Origin of the sequence: Micromonospora globbae (assembly GCF_003610785.1) — a bacterium.
Classification (GTDB): domain Bacteria; phylum Actinomycetota; class Actinomycetes; order Mycobacteriales; family Micromonosporaceae; genus Micromonospora; species Micromonospora globbae.
The window spans coordinates 185,903-206,966 of record NZ_RAQQ01000012.1; the positions used below are offsets into that span (position 1 = coordinate 185,903).

Annotated in this window: 20 protein-coding genes; 15 read left to right on the forward strand and 5 right to left on the reverse strand. The window is 73.3% G+C overall.

The features are described 5' to 3' along the window. The first annotated feature begins 111 nt into the window (after positions 1 to 111). Both D7I43_RS18235 and D7I43_RS18240 read left to right on the forward strand, forming a co-directional pair. The gene (locus tag D7I43_RS18235) at positions 112 to 480 is read left to right on the forward strand and encodes a tetratricopeptide repeat protein (RefSeq protein ID WP_120329725.1); all 369 of its coding nucleotides are present in this window, start codon (positions 112 to 114) and stop codon (positions 478 to 480) included. Between the two features lie 92 nt (positions 481 to 572). After that, a complete protein-coding gene (locus tag D7I43_RS18240) occupies positions 573 to 827 on the forward strand; it encodes a Smr/MutS family protein (protein WP_013736060.1) in 255 nt (84 codons plus the stop codon). Positions 828 to 830: 3 nt separating this feature from the next. Here D7I43_RS18240 and D7I43_RS18245 read toward each other — a convergent pair whose 3' ends face one another. Further along, entirely contained in the window at positions 831 to 3,248 is a 2,418-nt protein-coding gene (locus D7I43_RS18245) for a M28 family peptidase (protein ID WP_420870217.1), read from the reverse strand. 230 nt (positions 3,249 to 3,478) lie between these two features. Here D7I43_RS18245 and D7I43_RS18250 point away from each other — a divergent pair, with 230 nt between their 5' ends. The 7 genes from D7I43_RS18250 (at position 3,479) to D7I43_RS18280 (ending at position 12,200) form a co-directional block, all read left to right on the forward strand. Then, complete coding sequence (locus D7I43_RS18250; protein WP_240033022.1) at positions 3,479 to 4,723, forward strand: PP2C family protein-serine/threonine phosphatase; 1,245 nt, start codon at positions 3,479 to 3,481, stop codon at positions 4,721 to 4,723. 2 nt (positions 4,724 to 4,725) lie between these two features. Continuing rightward, positions 4,726 to 6,462, forward strand: a complete 1,737-nt coding sequence (locus D7I43_RS18255) for a sensor histidine kinase (RefSeq protein WP_120329727.1) — start codon at positions 4,726 to 4,728, stop codon at positions 6,460 to 6,462. Next, positions 6,459 to 6,911: a response regulator gene (locus tag D7I43_RS18260; protein ID WP_120329728.1), complete on the forward strand. Its 453-nt coding sequence runs from the start codon at positions 6,459 to 6,461 to the stop codon at positions 6,909 to 6,911. The genes D7I43_RS18255 and D7I43_RS18260 overlap by 4 nt, the downstream gene beginning before the upstream one ends. Continuing rightward, positions 6,904 to 7,713: an inositol monophosphatase family protein gene (locus D7I43_RS18265; protein ID WP_120329729.1), complete on the forward strand. Its 810-nt coding sequence runs from the start codon at positions 6,904 to 6,906 to the stop codon at positions 7,711 to 7,713. The genes D7I43_RS18260 and D7I43_RS18265 overlap by 8 nt, the downstream gene beginning before the upstream one ends. Positions 7,714 to 7,909: 196 nt before the next feature. Beyond that, on the forward strand, positions 7,910 to 8,914 hold the full coding sequence (locus D7I43_RS18270; RefSeq protein WP_120329760.1) for a coiled-coil domain-containing protein: 1,005 nt from the start codon (positions 7,910 to 7,912) through the stop codon (positions 8,912 to 8,914). Between the two features lie 36 nt (positions 8,915 to 8,950). Next, positions 8,951 to 10,504 (forward strand): fused MFS/spermidine synthase, encoded by a 1,554-nt coding sequence (locus D7I43_RS18275; protein ID WP_120329730.1) that lies wholly within the window; start codon positions 8,951 to 8,953, stop codon positions 10,502 to 10,504. A gap of 70 nt (positions 10,505 to 10,574) precedes the next feature. Continuing rightward, positions 10,575 to 12,200: a serine/threonine-protein kinase gene (locus D7I43_RS18280; protein ID WP_120329731.1), complete on the forward strand. Its 1,626-nt coding sequence runs from the start codon at positions 10,575 to 10,577 to the stop codon at positions 12,198 to 12,200. 85 nt (positions 12,201 to 12,285) lie between these two features. Here D7I43_RS18280 and D7I43_RS18285 read toward each other — a convergent pair whose 3' ends face one another. The 3 genes from D7I43_RS18285 to D7I43_RS18295 form a co-directional block, all read right to left on the reverse strand. Continuing rightward, positions 12,286 to 12,954 carry a potassium channel family protein gene (locus D7I43_RS18285; RefSeq protein ID WP_120329732.1) on the reverse strand — a complete coding sequence of 223 codons (669 nt, stop codon included), beginning with the start codon at positions 12,952 to 12,954 and terminating at the stop codon, positions 12,286 to 12,288. After that, positions 12,944 to 14,278 carry a TrkH family potassium uptake protein gene (locus D7I43_RS18290; RefSeq protein ID WP_120329733.1) on the reverse strand — a complete coding sequence of 445 codons (1,335 nt, stop codon included), beginning with the start codon at positions 14,276 to 14,278 and terminating at the stop codon, positions 12,944 to 12,946. Before D7I43_RS18290 ends, D7I43_RS18285 begins: the two co-directional genes overlap by 11 nt. Positions 14,279 to 14,760: 482 nt before the next feature. Beyond that, positions 14,761 to 14,991: a GntR family transcriptional regulator gene (locus tag D7I43_RS18295; RefSeq protein ID WP_120329734.1), complete on the reverse strand. Its 231-nt coding sequence runs from the start codon at positions 14,989 to 14,991 to the stop codon at positions 14,761 to 14,763. A 382-nt stretch (positions 14,992 to 15,373) separates the two neighbouring features. Between D7I43_RS18295 and D7I43_RS18300 the strand changes: the two genes are divergently transcribed. From D7I43_RS18300 to D7I43_RS18325, 6 genes are all read left to right on the forward strand, one after another. After that, positions 15,374 to 15,622: a hypothetical protein gene (locus D7I43_RS18300; RefSeq protein WP_120329735.1), complete on the forward strand. Its 249-nt coding sequence runs from the start codon at positions 15,374 to 15,376 to the stop codon at positions 15,620 to 15,622. 233 nt (positions 15,623 to 15,855) lie between these two features. Next, positions 15,856 to 17,055 carry a substrate-binding domain-containing protein gene (locus tag D7I43_RS18305; protein ID WP_120329736.1) on the forward strand — a complete coding sequence of 400 codons (1,200 nt, stop codon included), beginning with the start codon at positions 15,856 to 15,858 and terminating at the stop codon, positions 17,053 to 17,055. Positions 17,056 to 17,058: 3 nt separating this feature from the next. Further along, positions 17,059 to 17,802: an ABC transporter ATP-binding protein gene (locus D7I43_RS18310; RefSeq protein WP_120329737.1), complete on the forward strand. Its 744-nt coding sequence runs from the start codon at positions 17,059 to 17,061 to the stop codon at positions 17,800 to 17,802. A 59-nt stretch (positions 17,803 to 17,861) separates the two neighbouring features. After that, entirely contained in the window at positions 17,862 to 18,626 is a 765-nt protein-coding gene (locus D7I43_RS18315) for an ABC transporter ATP-binding protein (protein WP_192902191.1), read from the forward strand. After that, a complete protein-coding gene (locus tag D7I43_RS18320; protein WP_120329739.1) occupies positions 18,626 to 19,516 on the forward strand; it encodes a branched-chain amino acid ABC transporter permease in 891 nt (296 codons plus the stop codon). The genes D7I43_RS18315 and D7I43_RS18320 overlap by 1 nt, the downstream gene beginning before the upstream one ends. After that, positions 19,513 to 20,640, forward strand: a complete 1,128-nt coding sequence (locus D7I43_RS18325) for a branched-chain amino acid ABC transporter permease (protein WP_120329740.1) — start codon at positions 19,513 to 19,515, stop codon at positions 20,638 to 20,640. Before D7I43_RS18320 ends, D7I43_RS18325 begins: the two co-directional genes overlap by 4 nt. 128 nt (positions 20,641 to 20,768) lie before the next feature. On the opposite strand, the gene D7I43_RS18330 is transcribed toward D7I43_RS18325, so the two are convergent. Continuing rightward, a partial coding sequence (locus D7I43_RS18330) for an IS30 family transposase (protein WP_120329761.1) occupies positions 20,769 to 21,064 on the reverse strand: 296 nt, incomplete at its 5' end.

The window sequence follows — 21,064 nt, forward strand, 5'->3', positions numbered from 1 at the left end:
GGCCGCGCCGCCTGGGCCGACCGGCCGCGAGCGGCGCGGGAACAGTCGCGGCTGGGGCGGTGTTGTGTCAGCGTCGGGGCAGGGACGATGCGACACGAGGGGGTGGGTCGAATGGATCTTCTGGCCGAGTACCGGCGGGCGACCATGTTCTTCGAAGCCGGTGACCCGACCGGAGCGGCCCGGCTGCTCGAGCCGATCGTCGAGGCGGAGCCGGGCAACGCGTCGGTGCGGCAGCTGCTGGCCCGGGCGTACTTCCAGTCCGCCCAGCTCAACCGGGCCGAGGAGCAGCTGCGGGAGCTGGTCGACCGGGACCCGAGCGACCACTACGCGCACCACGTGCTGGGCCGGACGCTGGAGCGGATGAACCGGCACACGGACGCGCTGCGGCACCTGCGGATCGCCGCCGCCATGCACAGCGGTAACGACGACTACCGCACGGCGCTGCGCCGGGTGGAGACGCGGGTCAGCGGCGCCCGCTGACGATCAGAAGCGGAAAACGGACGAAGGGCAGCCCTCGGGGCTGCCCTTCGTCGTGTCCGGGCCCGGCGCTCACGCGCGCCTACGATGAACGGGTGAAGCTCAAGCTCGATCTCCACGACATCTTCAACAAGGGCCACGACATCGACCGTGCGCTCCGCGGGATCATGGACGAGGCCGTGGCGAAGAAGGCCACCCTCGTGGAGATCATCCCCGGCAAGGGCTCCGGCCAGCTGAAGAAGCGCGTGCTGCGCTTCCTCGACCAGAAGGACGTCAAGCAGCTCTACCACCGGGTGGAGAAGGACTCGAAGAACTTCGGCCGCCTCTTCGTGCACTTCCGCTGGAAGTAGGGCTCAGAGCGGATACGTGCGCGCCACGGCGAGCATCTCCGAGCTGTGCGACCCGACCACACCCACGTCCGCCGGGCGGGGCTGGTAGCCGGGCAGCCCGTCCAGCCCGTCGCTGGCGTCCATGGCGCGCAGGCCCACCCGGTCCGCCTTCGGCGTGACGGTGAGCGTCACCTCGATGCCCTCGGCCGGGGGCGCGTGGAAGACCACCCCGAATCCCCACTTCCCGTCGTGCGCCTCGACGGGCACCGAACGGCCCGCCACCTCGGCGCGCAGCACGGTGGCGGTCGTCGTGTCGACGTGCAGGCTCGCGAGGCGTACGGGGCGCTGCGGGGTGAGCCGCAGCCGCAGGGTGCGCTCGCCGCCGGCGGTGCTGTCGGCGAGCACGTCCAGCTTCGGGGCGGGCAGGTTCGCCGCCTGGGCCGGGCCGCCGAGGAAGGTGCCGTCACCGAGGGCCGGGAAGTCGTCCGTGGCCGTCCGGTCGCGCACGTACCGGCCGGTCCAGGGTTGCGGGTCGGTCTCGCGGCTCAACCAGTGCGCCTCGCCGGTGCCGGCGTCCAGCGCGTACATCAGGTGGGTCGGCGCGGGGTGCGCGGCGTCGAACCGGTCGACGCGGAGCCCGACCCCGGCGCAGACCACCGCCGCGACGGCGGCCGCGAGGGCGGGCAGCGCGCCGAGCCGGCGGGCCCGCAGCGCCACCAGGCCCCGCTGGCCGCCGGCCTGCGGGTGCAGCAGGTCCAGCACGGGCAGTACGGCGAGCCCGAGCAGCACGGCCACCAGCGCCGCGACCCCGGCCATCGCCATGCCGAGCGCCGGGAAGAGCAGCACCACGGTCGGGAGCAGGATGAGCACGGCCACCGCGCCGCTCACGGTCACCGCGACCACCGGCCACGGGCCGTCGATGCGGGTGGCGAGCGCCACCAGGCCGCCGAGCGCGCCGGCCAGGGCCGGCAGGGTGGTGAGGTACGCGCCGCCGGGCACCGCCACGGCCAGGAGCACCCCGAGCAGGGCGAGCCAGGCCAGCCCGCCGACCGCCAGGGCGCCCGGGCCGATCCAGCGCCGGGTCAGGGCGTACCAGGCGAGGACGACGGCCGCGGCGACCGCCAGCACGGCGAGCCGGTACCAGGTCGGCCGGTACGGGTCGAGGAGTTCGGCGTAGCCGGGCCGGATGGCCGTGACCGCGGCCCAGAGCGCCTGCGCGGCGAGCGGGGCGGCCACGATCGGCACGAGCGCCAGCCCGAAGCCGGCCGCCAGCCGTCGTCCCGTGGTGCGGCCCCGCCGCCGGACCAGCCAGCCGAGGGCGGCCACGGCGGCCAGCGCGACCAGCGCGAGCGGAAGGGTCAGCCAGCCCGGGTAGCGGGCCAGGCCGCCGGGCACCGGGAAGTAGGTGGCGTCGCCGCCGGCACGCAGGTCGGTGAGGTCGATCCGGCCGAACTCCCGGGCCAGCCCGAGCGCGTTGTCGCCGTGCTGCTGGAGGCTCGCCCGGTCCAGCGCCGCCGCCGTGTCCAGCGGGGTGTGGTAGATGGCGCCACCGTCGATGTACGCGGAGTTGAGGCCCGTGAAACCCTCGGCGAGGAACGCCGTGAAGTCGGTGTCGTTGGGCAGCGCCCGGTAGATCTCCACGGCGAACGAGGTGCCGACGGCGTGCGGCGCGGCCCGGCCGAAGACGTCCACGAGCTTCGCGTTGCGCCGGGACGTCTCGAACATGATCACCGGCCCGGTGGAGCCGCGCGCCTCCAGGTTGAGCACCACCCCGCCGTCCGCGGCGAGCGGGTGGCTGGAGGCGAACGCGGACGCCCCGCAGAGGCACGCCTCCTCGGCGTCGGTGAGGACGAGGACGATGTCGTTGCGGGGGCGCGGGCCGGCGGCCAGCGCGCGGGCCACCTCCAGGAGCGCGGAGGTGCCGGCGGCGTCGTCGTTGCCGCCCGGACCGGTCTGCACCGAGTCGTAGTGGGCGACCAGGAAGACCCGGCCGGTCGGGTCGGTCCCGGGCAGGCGGGCCACCACGTTGCGGACCCGGGCGAGGGTCGCGCCACCGGCCGCGCCGCTGAGCTGCCCGGCCTCGGACGCCACGGTGTCCTGGACCTGCGTCTCCAGGACCAGCCCGCGCAGTGTCTGCTCGACGTGGGCGCGTACCTCGTCGTTGGCGGCGCTGCCGGCGGGGTGCGGGCGGGCCGCGACGACCTCGACGTGGCGGTACGCCCGGGCGGCGCTGAACTCGGTGGGCGGCGCGTCGGCCGGTCGCGGCGCCGGGGGACGCAGGTCGACGAGGCTCACGGCGCCGACGGCCACCAGCGCGACGAGCGCCGCGACGGCCGCGGCGAGCCGCCGTCGCGGTCGCGCGAGCGCCCGGTCGGCGCCCGGCACGCTCGGGCGCGGGTGGGCGGATGCGCGGTCCGGGGCCGGGGTGGGGGGTGCGCCCACGGGGACTCCTCAGGGGTACGGGCAGGGTGGGCACCATCCTGCCGCGCGTCGGTCCGGATCGGGACGCCCCGGTCGGCGGCCAGCCGCTTTGTCCCTTAGCGTGTAGTGATCAGGCACATGCCCGGCCGCCTCGAGTTCGTCGTTTTGTGTGCCACCGTTGTCTAATACAGGATCGGCAGGGCACTCGGAAGGAGCCCGACATCACCAGCGAACTCCCGCGTCTCGCGGCGGTGACCCGGCCGTACCGGGGGGCCGGTCTGACCGGCCCCTCCGTCGTGCCCCGGGCGCCCGGCGACCTCGGGTACCACCCTCAGGTCCCGCCCGGTGAGCGGCTCCGCGTGCTGCTGGTGGAGGACGACGAGGGGGACGCGTTCCTCGTCGGTGAACTGCTGGCCGAGACCAACTCGATGATCGACCTGGTGGTGGCCACGAGCCTCAGCGAGGCCCGCCAGCGGGTGACGGGCGTGGACTGCGTCCTGCTCGATCTCGGCCTCCCCGACGCGCAGGGGCTCGACGGGCTGCGCCGCGTGCTGGAGATGGCGAGCGGCGCGGCGGTGTGCGTGCTGACCGGGCGCACCGACGAGCACCTGGGCATCGTGGCCGTGGCCGAGGGCGCCCAGGACTACCTCGTCAAGGGGCAGGTCGACGGCGTCCTCCTGACCCGGGCGCTGCGGTACGCGGTCGAGCGCAAGCGCGCCGACGAGAACGCCCGCCGGCTGCGTGAGGTCGAGCTGCGCCAGGCCGAGTCGGCCCGCCTCGAACGGGGCCTGCTCCCGCAGCCGCTCATGTCGACCGACCAGGTGACGGTGAACACCTTCTACCGGCCGGGCCGGCACGCCGCGCTGATAGGCGGTGACTTCTACGACGTGGTGCAGACCCGCCCCGACCGGGTGGACCTCATCGTCGGCGACGTCTGCGGGCACGGGGTCGACGAGGCGGCGCTCGGCGTGGAGCTGCGGGTCGCCTGGCGGGCCCTGGTGCTCGCGGGTGTGCCCGACGACGAGGTGCTGCCCGCGTTGGAGCAGGTGCTGATGAGCGAGCGCCGGCTCCAGGAGATCTTCGCGACCGTGGCGACCGTCCGGCTCGACCTGGACGCCAACCGCGCCACGGTACGGCTGGCGGGGCATCCGCCGCCGCTGCTGCTCGCCGGGGGTGGAGTGGAGCCCGTGCCGGCTCCCGGTGGTCTGCTGCTCGGCGTCCGGCCCCGCCCGCCGGTCGCCTACGATCTGGAGTTCGACACCGATGACTGGTCGCTTCTCATGTACACCGACGGTCTGATCGAGGGGCGCGTGGGCGACAGCGACGAGCGGCTCGACGTGCCCGGTCTGAGTGATCTGCTGGACGAACCGGACAGCCGCGCCGTGCCGCTGCCGGAGCTGCCGGCCTGGCTCGTCGGCCGGGCCGAGCAGATCAACGGCGGCCCGCTCGCCGACGACGTGGCCATGCTGCTGGTGAGCCGGGGCGGTGGCCGGTGAGCATGCGTGGCTGGAGTCTGCGCCAGCGGGTGATCGCGCTGCTCGCCGTGGTCGGCATCCTCCTGGTGGGGCTGGCGGCGGTCGAGGGTGTCATGGCCGCTCGGAACCGCACGCAGGTCGACGCGTTGCTGAACAAGACCGGCCCGCTGCGGGTGCAGTCGCAGGAACTGCTCAACGCCCTGCTCGACCAGGAGACGGCGGTCCGGGGCTACGCGGTGAGCGGCGACCGGGCGGACCTCGCCCCGTACGACGCCGGGGTGCGGCAGGAGCGGGACGTCGTCACGTCGATGCGGGCGCTGCTCGCCGACTACCCGCGGATCGACGACGACCTGAGGATCGTCGAGGCCCGGGCCGAGCAGTGGCGGCAGTCGGTGGCGCAACCGGTCGTCACGACGACCGCGCAGCGCGGCACCGCCGCCGGTCAGGCCCTGATCACCGAGGACGCCCGCCAGCAGTTCGACGACGTCCGGGCCGCCGTGGAGGACCTCCAGGCCGAGATCCTCAACGCCCGGGAGAGCAACGCGCGGGAGGTCCGCAGCACCGGCAACCTGCTGGCCGTCCTGCTGATCGTCGCCGCCCTGGTCGTGGTGATCGCCGGCTCGCTGCTGCTGCTCTCCCTGGACCGGATGGTGGTGCGCCCGCTCACCGGCCTCGCCGACCAGGTCCGGGAGGTCGCCGAGGGCGACTTCCACCACGAGATCTCGGGTTCCGGGCCGCCGGAGTTCATGCGGCTCGCCGAGGACGTGGACGCGATGCGTCGACGGATCGCCGCCGACCTGGCCGAGGTGCGGGAGGCCCGCGAGCGGATCGAGTGGGTCAACAGCCAGCTCCAGCAGCAGGCCGAGGAGCTGACCCGGTCCAACCGCGACCTGGAGCAGTTCGCGTACGTGGCCTCGCACGACCTCCAGGAGCCGCTGCGCAAGGTGGCGAGCTTCTGCCAGCTGCTCCAGCGCCGCTACGCCGGGCGGCTGGACGAGCGGGCCGACCAGTACATCGCGTTCGCGGTGGACGGCGCCCAGCGGATGCAGCGCCTCATCAACGACCTGCTGGCGTTCTCCCGGATCGGGCGGCTCACCTCCGGCTTCACCGAGGTCGACCTCAACAAGGTGATGGGCGACGTGGCCGCACAGACCGAGTCGGCCCGGCAGTACGCCGACGCGGAGCTGACCTGGTCGGAGCTGCCGGTGATCCGGGGCGAGGAGCCGCTGCTCACCAACCTGCTGGCGAACCTCGTGAGCAACTCCGTCAAGTTCCGACGGCCCGACGTGCCGCCGAAGGTGCACGTCTCCGCCCGGCTCGTGGGCGAGGAGTGGGAGATCACCTGTCGCGACAACGGCATCGGCATCGAGCCGGAGTTCGCCGACAAGATCTTCGTCATCTTCCAGCGGCTGCACTCGAAGGACGCGTACCCGGGCACCGGGATCGGGCTGGCCATCGTCAAGAAGATCGTCGAGTACCACGGCGGCCGGGTCTGGGTGGACACCGACGTCGCCGAGGGCACGGCGATCCGTTTCACCCTGCCGGCGACGCCCGAGGACGTCGAGGCGGCGGCCGCCGGATCGGCCGGGGACGCGCAGGCGCCGGAGGAGGCCGACGGGCCGGACGGGACGGCGGACGCCGACGCCGACCAGACCGCGGGCGGGACGAGCGGGCCACCGGCGCAGCCGGACGGGGCGGACCGCGCGGAGGAAGCGCCGGAAGGCGGTAGGACGGGTGGCATGAGGGAGACGGTGGGATGACCGCGCCGGCAGACGGCAAGAGCCCGATCGAGGTCCTGCTCGTGGAGGACGACCCGGGCGACGTGTTGATGACGCAGGAGGCGTTCGAGGAGCACAAGGTACGCAACCGGCTGACCGTCGTCTCCGACGGCGCCGAGGCGCTGGCCTACCTGCGCCGCGAGGGCCAGTACGCCGAGGCCGTGACCCCGGACCTGATCCTGCTCGACCTGAACCTGCCCCGGCGGGACGGGCGTGAGGTGCTCGCGGAGATCAAGAAGGACGAGCAGCTCTGCCGGATCCCGGTCGTCGTCCTCACCACCTCGCAGGCCGACGAGGACATCCTCCGCAGCTACCAGCTGCACGCCAACGCCTACGTGACCAAGCCGGTGGACTTCGACCGCTTCATCTCCGTGGTCCGCCAGATCGACGAGTTCTTCGTCAGCGTGGTCAAGCTGCCGCCGCGTGGCTGACACACTGCTGGACGACGTCGGTGGGCTGCTGCGCGAGGCGGCCGACCAGGCCGTGCTTCCCCTGTTCCGCAAGCTCGGCGACGCCGACGTGGCCGAGAAGGCGCCCGGAGACCTCGTGACGGTCGCCGACCGCCGCGCCGAGCAGTTCATCTCGGCGGGCCTGCGGCGGCTGCGCCCCAACTCGGTGGTGGTCGGCGAGGAGGCGGTGGCCGAGGACGAGGGGCTGCTGCGGCACCTGCGCGGCACCGGGGAGGTCTGGCTCGTCGACCCCGTCGACGGCACCGCCAACTTCGCCGCCGGCCGGCAGCCGTTCGCGCTGATGGCCGCCCTGCTCGACGGGGGCGAGCCGGTCGCCGCGTGGGTGCTCGACCCGCTCGCCGGCAACCTGGCCACGGCCCGCGTCGGCGAGGGGACGTACCTGGACGGCCGGCCCGTACGCACCAGCGAGGGCGTGCCCGCCGCAGGCGAGCTGCGCGGCGTCGCCATGACGCGGTTCCTGCCGCCGGCCTCGCGGGACCGGGTCCGCGCCGGCGAGCAGCGGATCGGCGAGCTGCTGCCCGGGCAGCACTGCGCCGGCCGGGAGTACCTGGACATGCTCGTCGGTCGCCAGCAGTTCGCGCTCTTCTGGCGGACCCTGCCCTGGGACCACGCCCCGGGCGCGTTGCTGATCCGCGCCGCGGGCGGTGTGGCCCGCCGCTTCGACGGCAGCGAGTACCACCCCGCCGACGAGGGGCACGGCCTCCTGGTGGCGGTGAACGAACAGGTCTGGACAGAGGTGCGCGAGGCGCTTCTCGACGGCTGACGGCGCGCTCGGCGACGGCGCCGACACGCTGGGTCGATCATCTGTGCGACCCGCGTTCGCGGGGCTGGCGCGCGTCGGTGAGTCCGGTATCGTGACCCGCGGTCACCGCCCGAGGCCGCCGACCGGCGCCGGCGGGGCCGCCGCCGCGCAGGACGGGGCCGGCGGTCGACGGAAGGACGCTGTCGTGCCCAGGACCATGGTCTGCCGGGGCCGCGCGCGCGGCCCGCTGATCGCTCTGCTCGCCGCCGTCGCGCTGCTGCTGGGCACGGGCGGGGTGCCCGCGTACGCGGAGCCGAACGAGGGCGGCACCAAGAAGCTGCGGGACGCGCTGGAGGCCACCGCCCGGGCGCACATCGAGGCCAAGCAGAAGCTGAACACCTCGAAGCAACGGCAGAAGCAGCTCACCACCGCGCTGGCCACCGCGCAGATCCGCGTCGACAACCTGGCCCGGCAGGTCGGCGAGGTCGCCGACCGCTCCTACCGGGTCGGCCGGCTCACGCCCACGTCGATGCTGCTCAACAGCGCGTCCCCGGAGGTCTTCCTGGAGCGGGCCGCCAACCTCGACCTGATGGCGCAGCGTGACGGCAAGCGGCTGCGCGAGCTCACCGAGGCGCGGGAGCAGGCGCAGCAGGCCAAGCTCGCCATCGACGCCGAGGTGCGGCAGCAGCAGAAGCAGCTCGCGGTGATGGCGAAGAAGAAGAAGGAGGCCGAGGCGGCGCTGGCCGAGGTCAGCTCGGGCGGCAGCGGTGGGTTCAGCGGCGGCAGCTCGACCTCGGCGAAGCCGGCGCCCCGCAATTCGGACGGCTCGTGGCCGTCGGAGTCCTGCTCGGTCGACGACCCCACGACCTCCGGATGCATCACGCCGCGCACCCTCAACGCCTTGCAGCAGACCAAGGCGGCCGGCTACAAGCGGTACGTCTCCTGCTACCGCAGCGGCGGCGACGGCGAGCACCCCAAGGGGCGGGCCTGCGACTTCTCCGCGGCCGCCAGCGGCTTCAAGGACGAGAACGCGACGGGTGGCGACAAGGCGTACGGCGACAGCCTGGCCGCCTGGCACGTCCGCAACGCCGACCGGCTCGGCGTGCTCTACGTGATCTGGTACCGGCAGATCTGGCACCCCGGCACCGGGTGGCGCTCCTACAGCGGCAGTGGCAGCCCGGCGGCGAGCCACACGAACCATGTTCATCTCTCGATGTACTGACCCGCGGGGACAGGTGGGCTGCGTACCATCGCGACGATGAATCTCCCACCGTCCGGCGTCGCGGACCCGCCCGCGCCCCCCGTTCCCGTCACCGGGCGGGCCCTGCCCAACGGGCTCGCCGCGTTCCTCGTCTTCTTCTCCAGCGGCGCCGTCCTGGTGCTCGAAACGGTGGCCCTGCGCCTCGTGGGCCCGTACGTCGGGGTCACCCTCCAGGTGACCAGCTCGGTGATCGGCATCGCGCTGGCCGCCATCGCGTACGGGGCGTGGACCGGCGGCCGGCTGGCCGACCGGCGCGACCCGCGCCCGCTGCTGGCGCCCGCGCTGGTGCTCGCCGGCATCGCCACGGCCGTCACCCTGCCCGTGGTGCGGTACGCCGGTGAGGTGCTGCGCGGCGGCGCGGCGAGCGCGATCCTGCTGCTCGTGGCGCTGGCCGTCTTCGTGCCGGCGCTGCTGCTCTCCGCCGTCACCCCGCTCGTGGTGAAGCTCCAGCTCGCCGACCTGCGGCGCACCGGCCAGGTGGTGGGCCGCCTGTCCAGCATCGGCACGCTGGGCGGCATCACGGCCACCCTGCTCACGGGCTTCGTGCTGGTCGCCGCGCTGCCCAGCACGGTGATCCTGCTGGCGCTCGCGGTGGCCCTCGGCGTCGCGGGGCTCGTCCTCGGCTGGTACCTGCACCGGCGGGGTGCCGCGGACCTGCCCGGGCCGGGCCGGGCCAAGGCGGCGCTGGCCGTGCTCGGCCTGGTGGGCGCGGGCCTGACCACGGTGGCGCCGAACCCGTGCGACATCGAGACGGCGTACCACTGCGCGAAGGTGGAGGCCGACCCGGACCGGCCGACCGGGCGCACGCTGCTGCTGAACTCGGCGCAGCACTCGTACGTGGACCTCGCCGACCCGCGGCACCTGGAGTACGCGTACACGAAGTGGTTCGGCGCGGTCGCCGACGTGACGGCGCCGGCCGGGCGTCGGCTGGACGCCCTGCACCTGGGCGGGGGCGGCTTCACGGTGCCCCGCTATCTCACGGCGACCCGGCCGGGCACCGACAACCTCGTCTTCGAGATCGACCGAGGGCTCATCGAGCTGGGCGAGCGCGAACTCGGCGTACGCCAGGGGCCGGACCTCACGGCGGTGGCGGGCGACGCGCGGCTGCTGGTGGCCGCCGAGCCGACGGACAGCCGCGACCTGGTGGTGGGCGACGCGTTCGGGCACCTGGTCGTGCCCTGGCACCTGGCCACCCGGGAGATGGTCGCGGAGATCCGCCGCGTGACCCGACCCGGTGGCGTGTACGTGCAGAACGTCATCGACTACCCGCCGCTGCGGTTCATCCGGAGCGAGCTGGCCACGGTGGCCGCCGAGTTCCGGCACGTGGCGCTGATCGCGCCGCCCGAGGCGATCAGCGGCGAGACGGGCTCCAACTTCGTCCTGCTCGCCTCGGACGCGCCGCTGCCGCTGGACGCGGTCCACGACCGGCTCGCCGAGGTGGACGCGGGCGCGACCCTGATCGCCGACGACGAGCTGAGCGACTTCGTGGGCGACGCGCTCGTGCTGACCGACGACTACGCGCCGGTGGACCAGCTGCTCGCCACCGCCTGAACGGGTGACTTCCGGACCGATTTCGACGCCCGAGGTGTAGCCGGGGCGCGCTGGGGCAACAACCCCGACCATGGGCGGTGGGGACCAGATCGGCGTACGGCTGCTCGGTGAGCGGTACCGGCTGATCGAACAGCTCGGTGCGGGCGGCATGTCGGTGGTGTGGCGCGGTTACGACGAGGTGCTGGGCCGGCAGGTGGCGGTCAAGGTGCTGGCGTCCCGGCTGGCCAGCGACCGGGCCTTCCGGCACCGGATCCGGATCGAGGCGCAGGCCGCCGCGCGGCTCTGCCACCCGAACATCACGAACGTGTACGACTACGGCGAGGCCGAGCAGGCCGGGGTGACCGTGCCGTACGTGGTGATGGAGCTGATCGACGGCAGCTCGCTCGGCAGCCGCCTGCGCCGCGAGGGCCGGTTGCCGTGGCGGGAGGCGCTCACCGTCGCCGCCGAGATCGCCTCCGCGCTGGCCACGGCGCACGCCCGCGGGCTCGTGCACCGGGACGTCACCCCGGGCAACGTGATGCTGACGCCCACCGGGGTGAAGGTCGTCGACTTCGGCATCTCGGCGCTGGTCGGGGAGAGCGAGAAGGGTGCCGACGGCACGCTGCTCGGCACGCCCGCGTACCTGGCGCCGGAGCGGCTGGACAACGGCCAGGTGTCGCCCGCGACCGACGTGTACGCCGTGGGCGTGCTGCTCCACCGGATGCTCACCGGGCGGCTGCCGTGGCAGGCGAGCACCAGCACCGAGATGCTGCGGGCGCACATGTACGCCGACCCGGAACCGATGCCGCCGGTGCCGGGCCTGCCCGACGGTGTGGCGGACCTCGTACGGCGGTGCCTGGCCAAGCGCCCCGGGGAGCGCCCGCCGACGGCCGACCTCGCCCGTGCCCTCGCCGACGCCGCGGGCATGTTCGCCGCCGCGCCGGTGTCGCCGGCCGGCGGCCCGATGGCTCCGGTCACCCTGGCGGAGGCCGGCACCACGATCCTGCCCCGCTCCACCGAGACCGACGTGCTGCCGTTCTCCCGTACGCGGCGGCAGCGGGCGGCGACCCGGCGCCGGCGGGTGGAGGCCGGGGTGGCCGCCGCCGGCCTGGTGGCCGTGACCGCCGCGGTCTGGGGGCTCACGAGTCACAGCCCGGCGGGCGGCGGCGTGGAGCCGCCGACCGAGGCGCGGATGGGGTTGCCGGCGACGCCCTCCTGCCAGGTGACGTACGCGCTGCGCAGCGACACGGGCAAGGACTTCGCCGCCGAACTGACCCTCACCAACACGGGCGAGCGGGAGCTGCGCGACTGGGCGATGAGGTTCACCTTCCCGGGGCAGCAGACGGTGACCCGGGCGACCCCGGCGGTGGCGAGCCAGCAGGGGAAGGTGGTGGTGGTGCGCCCCGCGGCCGGGCGGACGGCCCTGGCACCGGGCGCCGCCGAGAAGGTCAGCCTCACCGGCCGCTACTCCGGCGCCAACCCGTTGCCGGTCACGTTCCACGTCGGAGGCGAGCGGTGCGACGTGCAGGTGTCCGGGGTCGCCGGGCGGGCGCCCGCACCCACGAAGGCGCCGGCCACGGCCCCGGCGACCGCCGCGCGCGGGGGCGGCTCCGGCGGCTCGGGCGCCGCGAAGCCCAAGGCGGGCAAGGCTGCCAAGCCCGACAACCCGGGGAAGGGCAAGGGTAAGGGCAAGGGCGGCGGTCCGGGAAAAGGGTGAAGCGGGGTGAGGGCCACGGGGGAGGTGGCGGCCACGGCCGGCGGTGAGCGGTGGCCGACCAGGGCGGGGGCCGCGAGCGCGTCGCTCAGGTCAGCGCCGCGAAGCGCTGCACCTGTTCGAGGCTGCCCTCGACCACGAGGATGCTGTCCGGGCTGAGCACCGTGGTGTCCGAGGCGTACTCGAACGGCTCGCCCGGCAGCTTGGCGCCGAGCACCCGCACCCCGTAGCGGTCGACCGGCCGCACCTGGGCCAGCGGCTTGCCCACGAGGGCCCGCGGCACCCGGACCTTGGCGAGGGCGAAGTCGTCACCGAACTCGATGAAGTTGAGCATCCGCGTGACGATCAGGTGCGCCACGTGTTCGCCGGTCTCCGCCTCGGGGAAGATCACGTGGTGGGCCCCGACCGACGCGAGGATCTTGGCGTGCTTCGCCGAGGTGGCCCGCGCCCAGACCTGGGGCACGCCGAGTTCGACGAGGGCCAGCACGGTGAGCACGCTGGCCTCGACGGACGCGCCGATGGCGACAACGGCCCGCCGGAACTCGGCCACGCCGAGCTGGCGCAGCGTGTCCTCGTCGGTCGCGTCGGCCTGTGCCACCCGGTCGAGCTGGTCCGACCACCGCTGGACGAGGTCGGCGTTGCGGTCGATGGCCAGCACCTCGTGGTCGAGCCGGATCAGCGCTCCGGCCAGGTGGCCGCCGAACCGGCCCAGCCCGACGACCACGATGCCGCCCGGCTCGTTGTCTCTATCCGACAATGGGTTGCTCCTGTGGGTATCGGTAGCGCGGTCGCCGGGTGTTCAGGGCGATCGCCGACCCGAGGGTGAGCGGCCCGACCCGGCCGATGTACATGAGGAGGATGAGCGCGAGCTGGCCGCTCTCCGGCAGCGTGGGCGCGACGCCGACGGAGAGGCCCGTGGTGCTGAACGCCGAGGTGACCTCGAACAGCGCCTGGAAGTAGCGGGTGCCCTCGGTCATGAGGATCAGCGCCACCGTGCCGACGACGACCAGCGCGACGCTCAGGAGCGCCAGGGTGATGGCCTGCCGCTGGCTCGCGTTGGCCACCCGGCGTCGGCCGATCGTCACGTCCGGCTGGCCCCGCAGCTCGGCCCAGATGACGAACGCCAGCAGGAAGAACGTGGCGACCTTGATGCCACCGGCGGTGCTCGCGCTCCCCCCACCGATGAACATCAGCGCGATCATCACGGGGTAGGTCTCCTCGTCGAGGGCCTCGATGTCGATCACGTTGAACCCGCCGGTGCGGATGAACGCGTCCTGCGTGAACGCGGCGAGCACCTTGCCCGGCCAGCCGAAGGAGCCGAGGGTGCGGGGGTTGGACCACTCGGCCGTCAGCAGGACGAGGAATCCGGCGAGCAGCAGCGCCAGGCTGCCCCAGACGGTGAGCTTGGTGGCGACCGCCCAGTGGCCGGGTTGGCGCCACTCCCGGACGGCCTCGAACAGGGCGGGGAACCCGATGCCGCCGATGATCGCGCCGAAGGCCAGCGGCAGGGTCACCCAGCCGTCGCGGGCGAAGCCGGCCAGGTTGTCGGAGTAGAGGGCGAAGCCGCCGTTGTTGAAGCCCTGCACCGCGTGGAAGACGCCGTGCCAGAGCGCCCGGCCGGGCGGATAGTCGTACGAGACCGCCAGCCGGACGGCGAGGATCGCGGTGATCACCGCCTCGCACACCAGCGCGGTGGCGGCGATCCGCAGCAGCAGCCGGCGTACGTCCCCGATGCCGAACTCCTGGGTCTCCGCCTGCACGAGCAGCCGGTTGCGCAGCCCGAGCTGCCGGGCCACCAGCAGGATGACCAGGGTGGCCCCGGTGACGATGCCGATCCCGCCGATCTGGGTCAGCACGGTGATCATGACGAGTCCGAACGTGTTCCAGTAGTTCGGCGTGTCGACCACCGCCATGCCGGTCACCGACACGGCGGAGGTCGCCGTGAACAGCGCCGTGACGAACGGGGTGATCCGGTGTTCGCTGGTCGCCCAGGGCAGCATCAGCAGGCCGGTCCCCAGCAGGATCGCCGCCAGGAAGCCCAGTGGCACCAGGCGTACGGGGTGACGGAGAAACCGGCGCACCAGACAATCTTCCTTTTCCGGTGCTGCCCGGGCGGCTGAACGGCCAATCCGGACGGGTGCGGCTGGCGGGCCGGAGGCGGGTGGGTGTGGTGTGCGGGTGCTGTGGAGCTGATGTCGTCAACGAGTCACCCGGGCGGACGCTGTCGAGCTGCCCCAGATCTGAGTACCGCGGGCCCTGCGTTCAGCCGCCCCGCCGGAGTCACGAAGGCGGCGCAACGTCTGCGCAGTGCGACAGCAACGTCGGCGCCCACGTCAGTGGGCCGCGCACGGTCAGGGAGTCGCGCAGTGCCGGGCGCCGGGGTGCCCGTGCAGTGTCGGGGGCCGTGCATCGTCAGGTAGTCGCCCAACTTCAAGGAAGTAGTGGCCTCGCGGGTGGTGGGAAGCCACTACTTCCTTGATGTTGTGTCGATCTTGCCTTCGGTGCCCCGGAGCGGCCGCCCGGGCCCAGCGAGCCGAGGGGCAGGTCGACAGCGTGCGGGCTACTACCGCCCAGCGCGGTCGGCGACGTAGGTGCCGCGCCCGGGCTGACCGGTGATGAGCTCGCGGTCGTGCAGGAGTGACAGCGCCCGCGAGGCGGTGTTCATGTGGACGCCGTAGGACTCCGCTAGCTCCCGCGTCGACGGCAGCTTGTCGCCCGGCTTGAGCTCGCCGCTCTTGATCTTCGCCGTGATGTCGTTGGCGATCCGGCGGTACGGGGCTTCTGCTGTGGGCATGGGGAGACTCCGGTCGGTTCGGCGTCCTCGATCATGCCGGCCGGCATCGGCATCTGCAACAAGCCGTCGTGTCGCAGTCGCGAAGGGTCGACCTACACAAGTATTTGGTGTGGCTTCGCCATGTCCGGCTCCGGTTGGTTCGGCAAACCCCCGGTCCGGACCTTTGGAGGGCTCCGTGGCCGTACCGCCGTTCGAGGTTGCGGTCGCGGGGCCGGCGGTCCGGTCCGCGTCCCCTCTGTCCGCGGACCGGGCCGCCCCCGGGCGCCCGCGTCGAGGCCGCGGAAGGCGCCTCGGGCCGGGACGTGGTGCGGGAGGGCGGGCACATGGGTGACGGGCACGGGCGGTCGACGCGAGTGTGGCGGGCCGAGCGGAGGGTCGGGCGGTGAGCCGCCAGCGTTTCGTGGTGCACGTGCCGGTGCTCGCCCGCGACCTCGGCGCCGCGAAACGGTTCGCCCGGGCGATCACCCGGGCGCTCGGCCACCTGCCCGATGTGGACGCCGGAGAGACGACGGTCTCCGAGGAGGACGCCCAGTTCGTACGCCATCGGGTCTTCTGCGACGCCCGGCTGGACGGCGGCCGGCGCTGCCGGCGGTTGGCCGACCACGACGGCCCCTGCACGCCGGGGTGCTGACGCCGAGCGTGCCATGGCGGTCGATGGCCGGAGCCGACACATGGGCGAGGCCCGAGCCGGTGGCCGCACCCATCGCGGCGCGACGCCCCGGCGGCTATGGGCAGGTCGCTGTACGGGCAGGCCACCCCACCTCGGTTACTTGTGTGTTTCGGCCACATAGCCCGTGGGTGACGTCACTTCTAGCGTGAGCCGACAATGAGTTCCCTCCCTCCGAGTCCTCACGTGGAGTCGCAATGACGGTCCGGACGACGCGGCGGGTGTTCCTCTCCGCCGCCACGATGATGGCCGCGGCCCTGGCCGCCACGGCCTGTGGCAGCCCGCAGGACACCGCCTCCGGTGGCGGCGACAGCGCCGCCCCGGTCAAGGTTGGCCTGGTGTACTCCCAGTCGGGTGCCCTCGCCAGCTACGGGAAGCAGTACATCGAGGGCTTCAGGGCCGGTCTCGAGTACGCGACCAAGGGCACCAACAAGGTCGGCGACCGGACGATCGAGATCACCGAGGTCGACGACGCCGGCGACCCGGCGAAGGCGGTCTCCGCGGCCAAGGACCTCATCGGCAAGGGCGTCAAGATCCTCGCGGGCTCCACGGCCTCCGGTGTGGCGCTCCAGGTCGCCCCGATCGCGGCGCAGAACAAGGTCCTCTTCATCTCCGGGCCCGCCGCGACCGACGCGGTGACCGGCGCGAACAAGTACACGTTCCGGTCCGGCCGGCAGTCGTACCAGGACGTGGTGACCGCTCGGTCGTTCATCGGCGACCCGTCCGGCAAGAAGGTCGTGGTGTTCGCCCAGGACGGCGCCTTCGGCGACGCCAACGAGGCGGCCGTGAAGACCGTCATCGGCGGCGCCGGCGCGACCGTCAGCAGCGTCCGTGCCCCGGCCAGCGCCACCGAGTTCACGCCGTTCGCGAGCCAGATCAAGGCCGCGAAGCCGGACCTGCTCTTCGTCGCCTGGGCCGGCACCACCGCCCCGGCCATGTGGCAGACGCTCGACCAGCAGGGCGTGCTCTCGTCCACCACGGTCGTCACCGGCCTGGACATCCGCGCCTCCTGGCCCACCTTCGGCGCGGCCGGCAACAAGATCTCGTTCCTGTCGCACTACTTCGACGGGGCCAGCGACACCGAGGCCGCCAAGGCGCTGAAGGCGAAGGTCGGCACCGTCGACCTGTTCCACCCGGACGGTTTCGCGGCCGCCCAGATGGTGGTCCGGGCCGCGCAGGAGGGCGGGGACGACGTCGACAAGATGGTCACGGCCCTGGAGGGCTGGAGCTTCGACGGGGTCAAGGGCCCGATGACCGTCCGCGCGGAGGACCACGCCCTGCTCCAGCCGATGTACCAGGCCAAGCTGAGCGGCAGCGGCACCGACTTCACGGCCACCGCCCAGAAGAGCCTCACCGGCGACGAGACCGCGCCGCCGGTCGTGGCGATGAAGGGCTGACCCGTGCTCGCCACCCGCGGTCTGACCTGGCGGATCGGTGAGGTCGCCATCGTCGACGGCGTCTACCTCGACCTGGAGCCCGGGGAGTTCCTCGGCGTGATCGGGCCGAACGGCGCCGGCAAGACCTCGCTGTTCAACCTGATCACCGGCCTGCGCCGGGCCACGGAGGGCCGGATCCTCCTCGACGGGGAGGACATCACCTCCCTGCCGCCGCACCGGCGGGCCCGGCTCGGGCTCGGCCGTACCTTCCAGGCGTCGTCGGTCTTCGGCTCGCTCAGCGTGCGGGAGAACGTCCGGCTGGCCGTACAGGCGCACCGTGGGGGCTCGATGAAGCTGTGGCGGCGGGCGGCGGCCGACCGGGAGGTGGCCGCCGCCGCCGACGCGGCGCTCGACCGGGTCGGCCTCTCCCACCGGGGTACGGCGCTCGCCGGCACCCTGGCCCACGGCGAGAAGCGCAAGCTGGAGATCGCCCTGCTGCTCGCCGGCGAACCGCGGGTGATGCTGCTCGACGAGCCGATGGCCGGGGTCAGCGCCGAGGACGTGCCGGAACTGGTGACGGTGATCCGCTCGCTGACCGGGGAGAGCGGGCGGACGGTGCTCATGGTGGAGCACCACATGGACGTGATCCTGGAGCTGGCCGACCGCATCGCCGTGATGCACCACGGCGCGCTGCTCGCCTGCGACACCCCGGAGACGGTGATGGCCAACGCCACCGTGCAGGAGGCATACCTGGGGGAGTCGCTGTGAGCGCGGGGAACGAGCCGGGTTCGCGAGTCCCGCGGTCGCGAACGAAAGGCGGCTCGGTGATGGAACCCGTTCTCAGCGTCGAGGATCTGTCGGTCCGGATCGCCGGGCTGCACATCCTCCAGGGGGTGTCGTTCACCGTCGCCCCGACGGGCGTGACCGTGCTGCTCGGCCGCAACGGCGTCGGCAAGACGACCACGCTGCGCGCGATCGTCGGGCTGACGCCGCGGGGCGGCGAGGTGCGCGGGACGATCCGCATGGGCGCGCAGAGCCTGCTCGCCCGCCCCACCTACCGGCTGGTCCGCGGCGGGCTCGGCTACGTGCCGGAGGACCGGTGCGTGTTCGCCGGCCTCACCGTCGCGGAGAACCTGCGGCTCGCCGAACGGCGAGGCACCACCCCGGCGTACGACAAGGTCTTCGCGCTCTTCCCGGAGCTGCAGCGGCGGGCGCGGCAACGCGCCGGCTCGCTCTCCGGCGGACAGCAGCAGATGCTCGCCATCGGCCGGGTGCTGCTCAACGACAACCGGCTGCTGCTCGTCGACGAGCCGACCAAGGGACTGGCGCCGAAGGTGGTCACCGAGGTGACCGAGGTGCTGGAACGGGTCGCGGAATCCGTGCCGGTACTGCTGGTCGAGCAGAACCTCGCGGTGGTCCGGCGACTCGCCCGGGACGCGGTGGTGCTGGCCGCCGGGCAGGTCGCCTGGACCGGTGACGCGCAGGAACTGCTGCTGGAGACGGCGCTCACGAAGTCCCTGCTCGGCGTGGGCAGCGGCGATTCGCACCACGGGCCGGGCCGGGTCGCCGCGGCGGGGAAGGACGCGCACTGATGGGCACCGTGATCCTGTTGGCGCTGACCGGGCTGGGCCTGGCGGCGCTCTACTTCCTGGTGGCCTCCGGGCTCTCCCTCGTGTTCGGCCTGGCCGACGTGCTCAACTTCGCGCACGGGCTGTTCCTCGGCGTGGGCGCGTACGCGACCTGGTGGGCGGCCGGGAACCTGCCCGGCGCCGGGCCGGACGGGTTCGGCTTCGTGCTCGCGGTGGCCTTCGGTGTCGCCGCCGGCACGCTGGTGGCCGTGCTCGTCGAGCTGGTGCTGATCCGCCCGCTCTACTCCCGGACCATCGAGCAGGTGCTCGTCACGGTCGGCCTGTCGCTGGCCGGGGTGGCGCTGCTCCAGGCCACCTGGGGCGCGGACGCCCGGCCGTTCCCGCGTCCGGAGTGGACACGCGGGGTGACCGGGATCCTCGGCGCGCAGGTACCCAACGGTGGGCTGCTGCTGATCGTCGCGGCGGTGCTGGTGCTCGGCGCGCTGCTCGCGTTCCTCCAGTGGACCCGCTACGGCCTGGTGATCCGCGCCGGCGTGGAGAACCGGGAGATGGTGACCGCGCTCGGCATCGACGTCCGGAAGTCGTTCACGCTCGTCTTCGCGATCGGCGGGGCCGCCGCCGCGCTGGCCGGGGCGCTCGGCGGGGTCTACTTCGGCACCGTCTCGCCCGGGCAGGGCAGCTCCCTGCTGATCTTCGCGTTCATCGTGGTGGTGATCGGCGGGATGGGCTCGGTGCTCGGGTCCGCGTACGCGGCGGTCGCGGTCGGCCTGCTGCAACAGTTCGTCAACTACTACGGCACGTCCGGCCTGGGCGACATCTGCGTGGTCGGGCTGCTGGCCGTGGTGCTGCTGCTCCGCCCGCAGGGCATCGCCGGAAAGGTGGCAACGGCATGACCGAGGTGAAGAGCCCGGAGGTACCCGCGCCGCCCGCCGCGGTGCCCGCCGAGCTGGCGCCGGAGCGGGGCGGGTGGCAGCGCGTACGCCCGTTCCTGCCGCTGGTCGCGCTGGTCGTCGCGGCGATCCTGCCGTACTCGACGGTGCAGCTGCCCGGGGTCTTCGAGGGACCGCTGAACTCGCCCGGCACCCTGCAACTGCTCGCCGTCTGCCTGATCTTCGGCGGGCTGGCCGCCGGTTACGACCTGCTCTTCGGGCGGACCGGGATGCTCTCGTTCGGGCACGCGCTCTACTTCGCGGCCGGCGTGTACGGCACCGACATCCTCGTCACGAAGGCGGGGCTGCCGCTGTGGCAGGCCGCGCTGCTCACGGTCACCGGCGGGACCGTCCTCGCCGCGCTGCTCGGCGCGGTGGCGCTGCGGACGGTCGGCATCGCGTTCGCCATGGTGACGCTGGCGTTCGCGCAGGTCGCGGCGATTCTCGTGGCCCGCGACTTCGGCGGGCTCACCGGCGGTGAGGAGGGTCTGCCGCTGGACGTCTCCGGCCTGCCGGACGCGCTGGTGGGCGTCGCCAACACGGTGAACCTCTACTGGCTGGCGCTGGCGTACCTGGCCCTCGTCGTCCTCGTGGTGCACCGGGTGAGCGGCTCGCCGACCGGGCGGGTGCTCGCGGGGCTGCGCGACGACGAGCGGCGGATCGGCGTGCTCGGGCTCGACCCGTACCGCTACAAGCTGGTGGCGTTCACGCTGGCCGGCGGGCTCGCCTCGGCGGGCGGGGTGGTCTACTGCCTGATCGTCGGCGGCGCGTCGCCGCACATCACCTCGTCGGAGCTGACCCTGTCGCTGCTGGTCATGGTGGTGCTCGGCGGGCCGGGCACGCGGTGGGGGCCGGTGCTCGGCGGCATCCTCTACATGTACCTGGACCACCGGCTCACCGCGTTCGGCACCTCCGACGCGGTCGACGCGCTGCCCGCGGTGCTCAGCCGCCCACTGTCCCAGCCGCTCTTCGTCCTCGGGACGATCTTCATCCTGGCCGTCTACTTCTTCCCGGGCGGCCTGGCCAGCCTGACGTCCCGCCTGACCCCCCTCCGCCGAGCCCTCCGCCTCCCCTCCTCCCGCCCCTGACCCCCGCCCGTGCCGCTTCCCGCGCCGCTTCCTGCCCCGCTCCCTGCCCCGCTTCCTGCCCGGCTTCCTGTCGATCATGAGGTTATCGCCGCGACACGCCGGGCGGCGTCAAGTGGTGAGTGCAATTGTTAGGGCGTGATGAGTTCGGCTAGTCGCTGGGCTGGGGTGGCCCAGCCCAGTGTCTGGCGGGGTCGGGTGTTCAGTTCGTGGGCGACCTCGTCCAGGCCGGTCTGGTCGATGGTGCGGAAGTCGTAGCTGCCTTTGGGGAAGTACTGGCGTAGCAGCCCGTTGGTGTTTTCGTTGGTGCCGCGTTGCCAGGGGCTGTGCGGGTCACAGAAGTAGACCGGGCAGCCGGTGGCGACGGTGAACACCGGGTGGGTGGCCATTTCCACGCCTTGGTCCCAGGCCAGCGAGCGGCGTAGGT

Bases quoted from the DNA above. Each gene is read 5' to 3' on its own strand.
- D7I43_RS18235 (WP_120329725.1), top strand. From the start codon at position 112: ATGGATCTTCTGGCCGAGTACCGGCGGGCGACCATGTTCTTCGAAGCC.
- D7I43_RS18255 (WP_120329727.1), top strand. From the start codon at position 4,726: ATGCGTGGCTGGAGTCTGCGCCAGCGGGTGATCGCGCTGCTCGCCGTG.
- D7I43_RS18260 (WP_120329728.1), top strand. From the start codon at position 6,459: ATGACCGCGCCGGCAGACGGCAAGAGCCCGATCGAGGTCCTGCTCGTG.
- D7I43_RS18270 (WP_120329760.1), top strand. From the start codon at position 7,910: ATGGTCTGCCGGGGCCGCGCGCGCGGCCCGCTGATCGCTCTGCTCGCC.
- D7I43_RS18275 (WP_120329730.1), top strand. From the start codon at position 8,951: ATGAATCTCCCACCGTCCGGCGTCGCGGACCCGCCCGCGCCCCCCGTT.
- D7I43_RS18280 (WP_120329731.1), top strand. From the start codon at position 10,575: ATGGGCGGTGGGGACCAGATCGGCGTACGGCTGCTCGGTGAGCGGTAC.
- D7I43_RS18295 (WP_120329734.1), bottom strand. From the start codon at position 14,991: ATGCCCACAGCAGAAGCCCCGTACCGCCGGATCGCCAACGACATCACG.
- D7I43_RS18305 (WP_120329736.1), top strand. From the start codon at position 15,856: ATGACGGTCCGGACGACGCGGCGGGTGTTCCTCTCCGCCGCCACGATG.
- D7I43_RS18315 (WP_192902191.1), top strand. From the start codon at position 17,862: ATGGAACCCGTTCTCAGCGTCGAGGATCTGTCGGTCCGGATCGCCGGG.
- D7I43_RS18320 (WP_120329739.1), top strand. From the start codon at position 18,626: ATGGGCACCGTGATCCTGTTGGCGCTGACCGGGCTGGGCCTGGCGGCG.
- D7I43_RS18325 (WP_120329740.1), top strand. From the start codon at position 19,513: ATGACCGAGGTGAAGAGCCCGGAGGTACCCGCGCCGCCCGCCGCGGTG.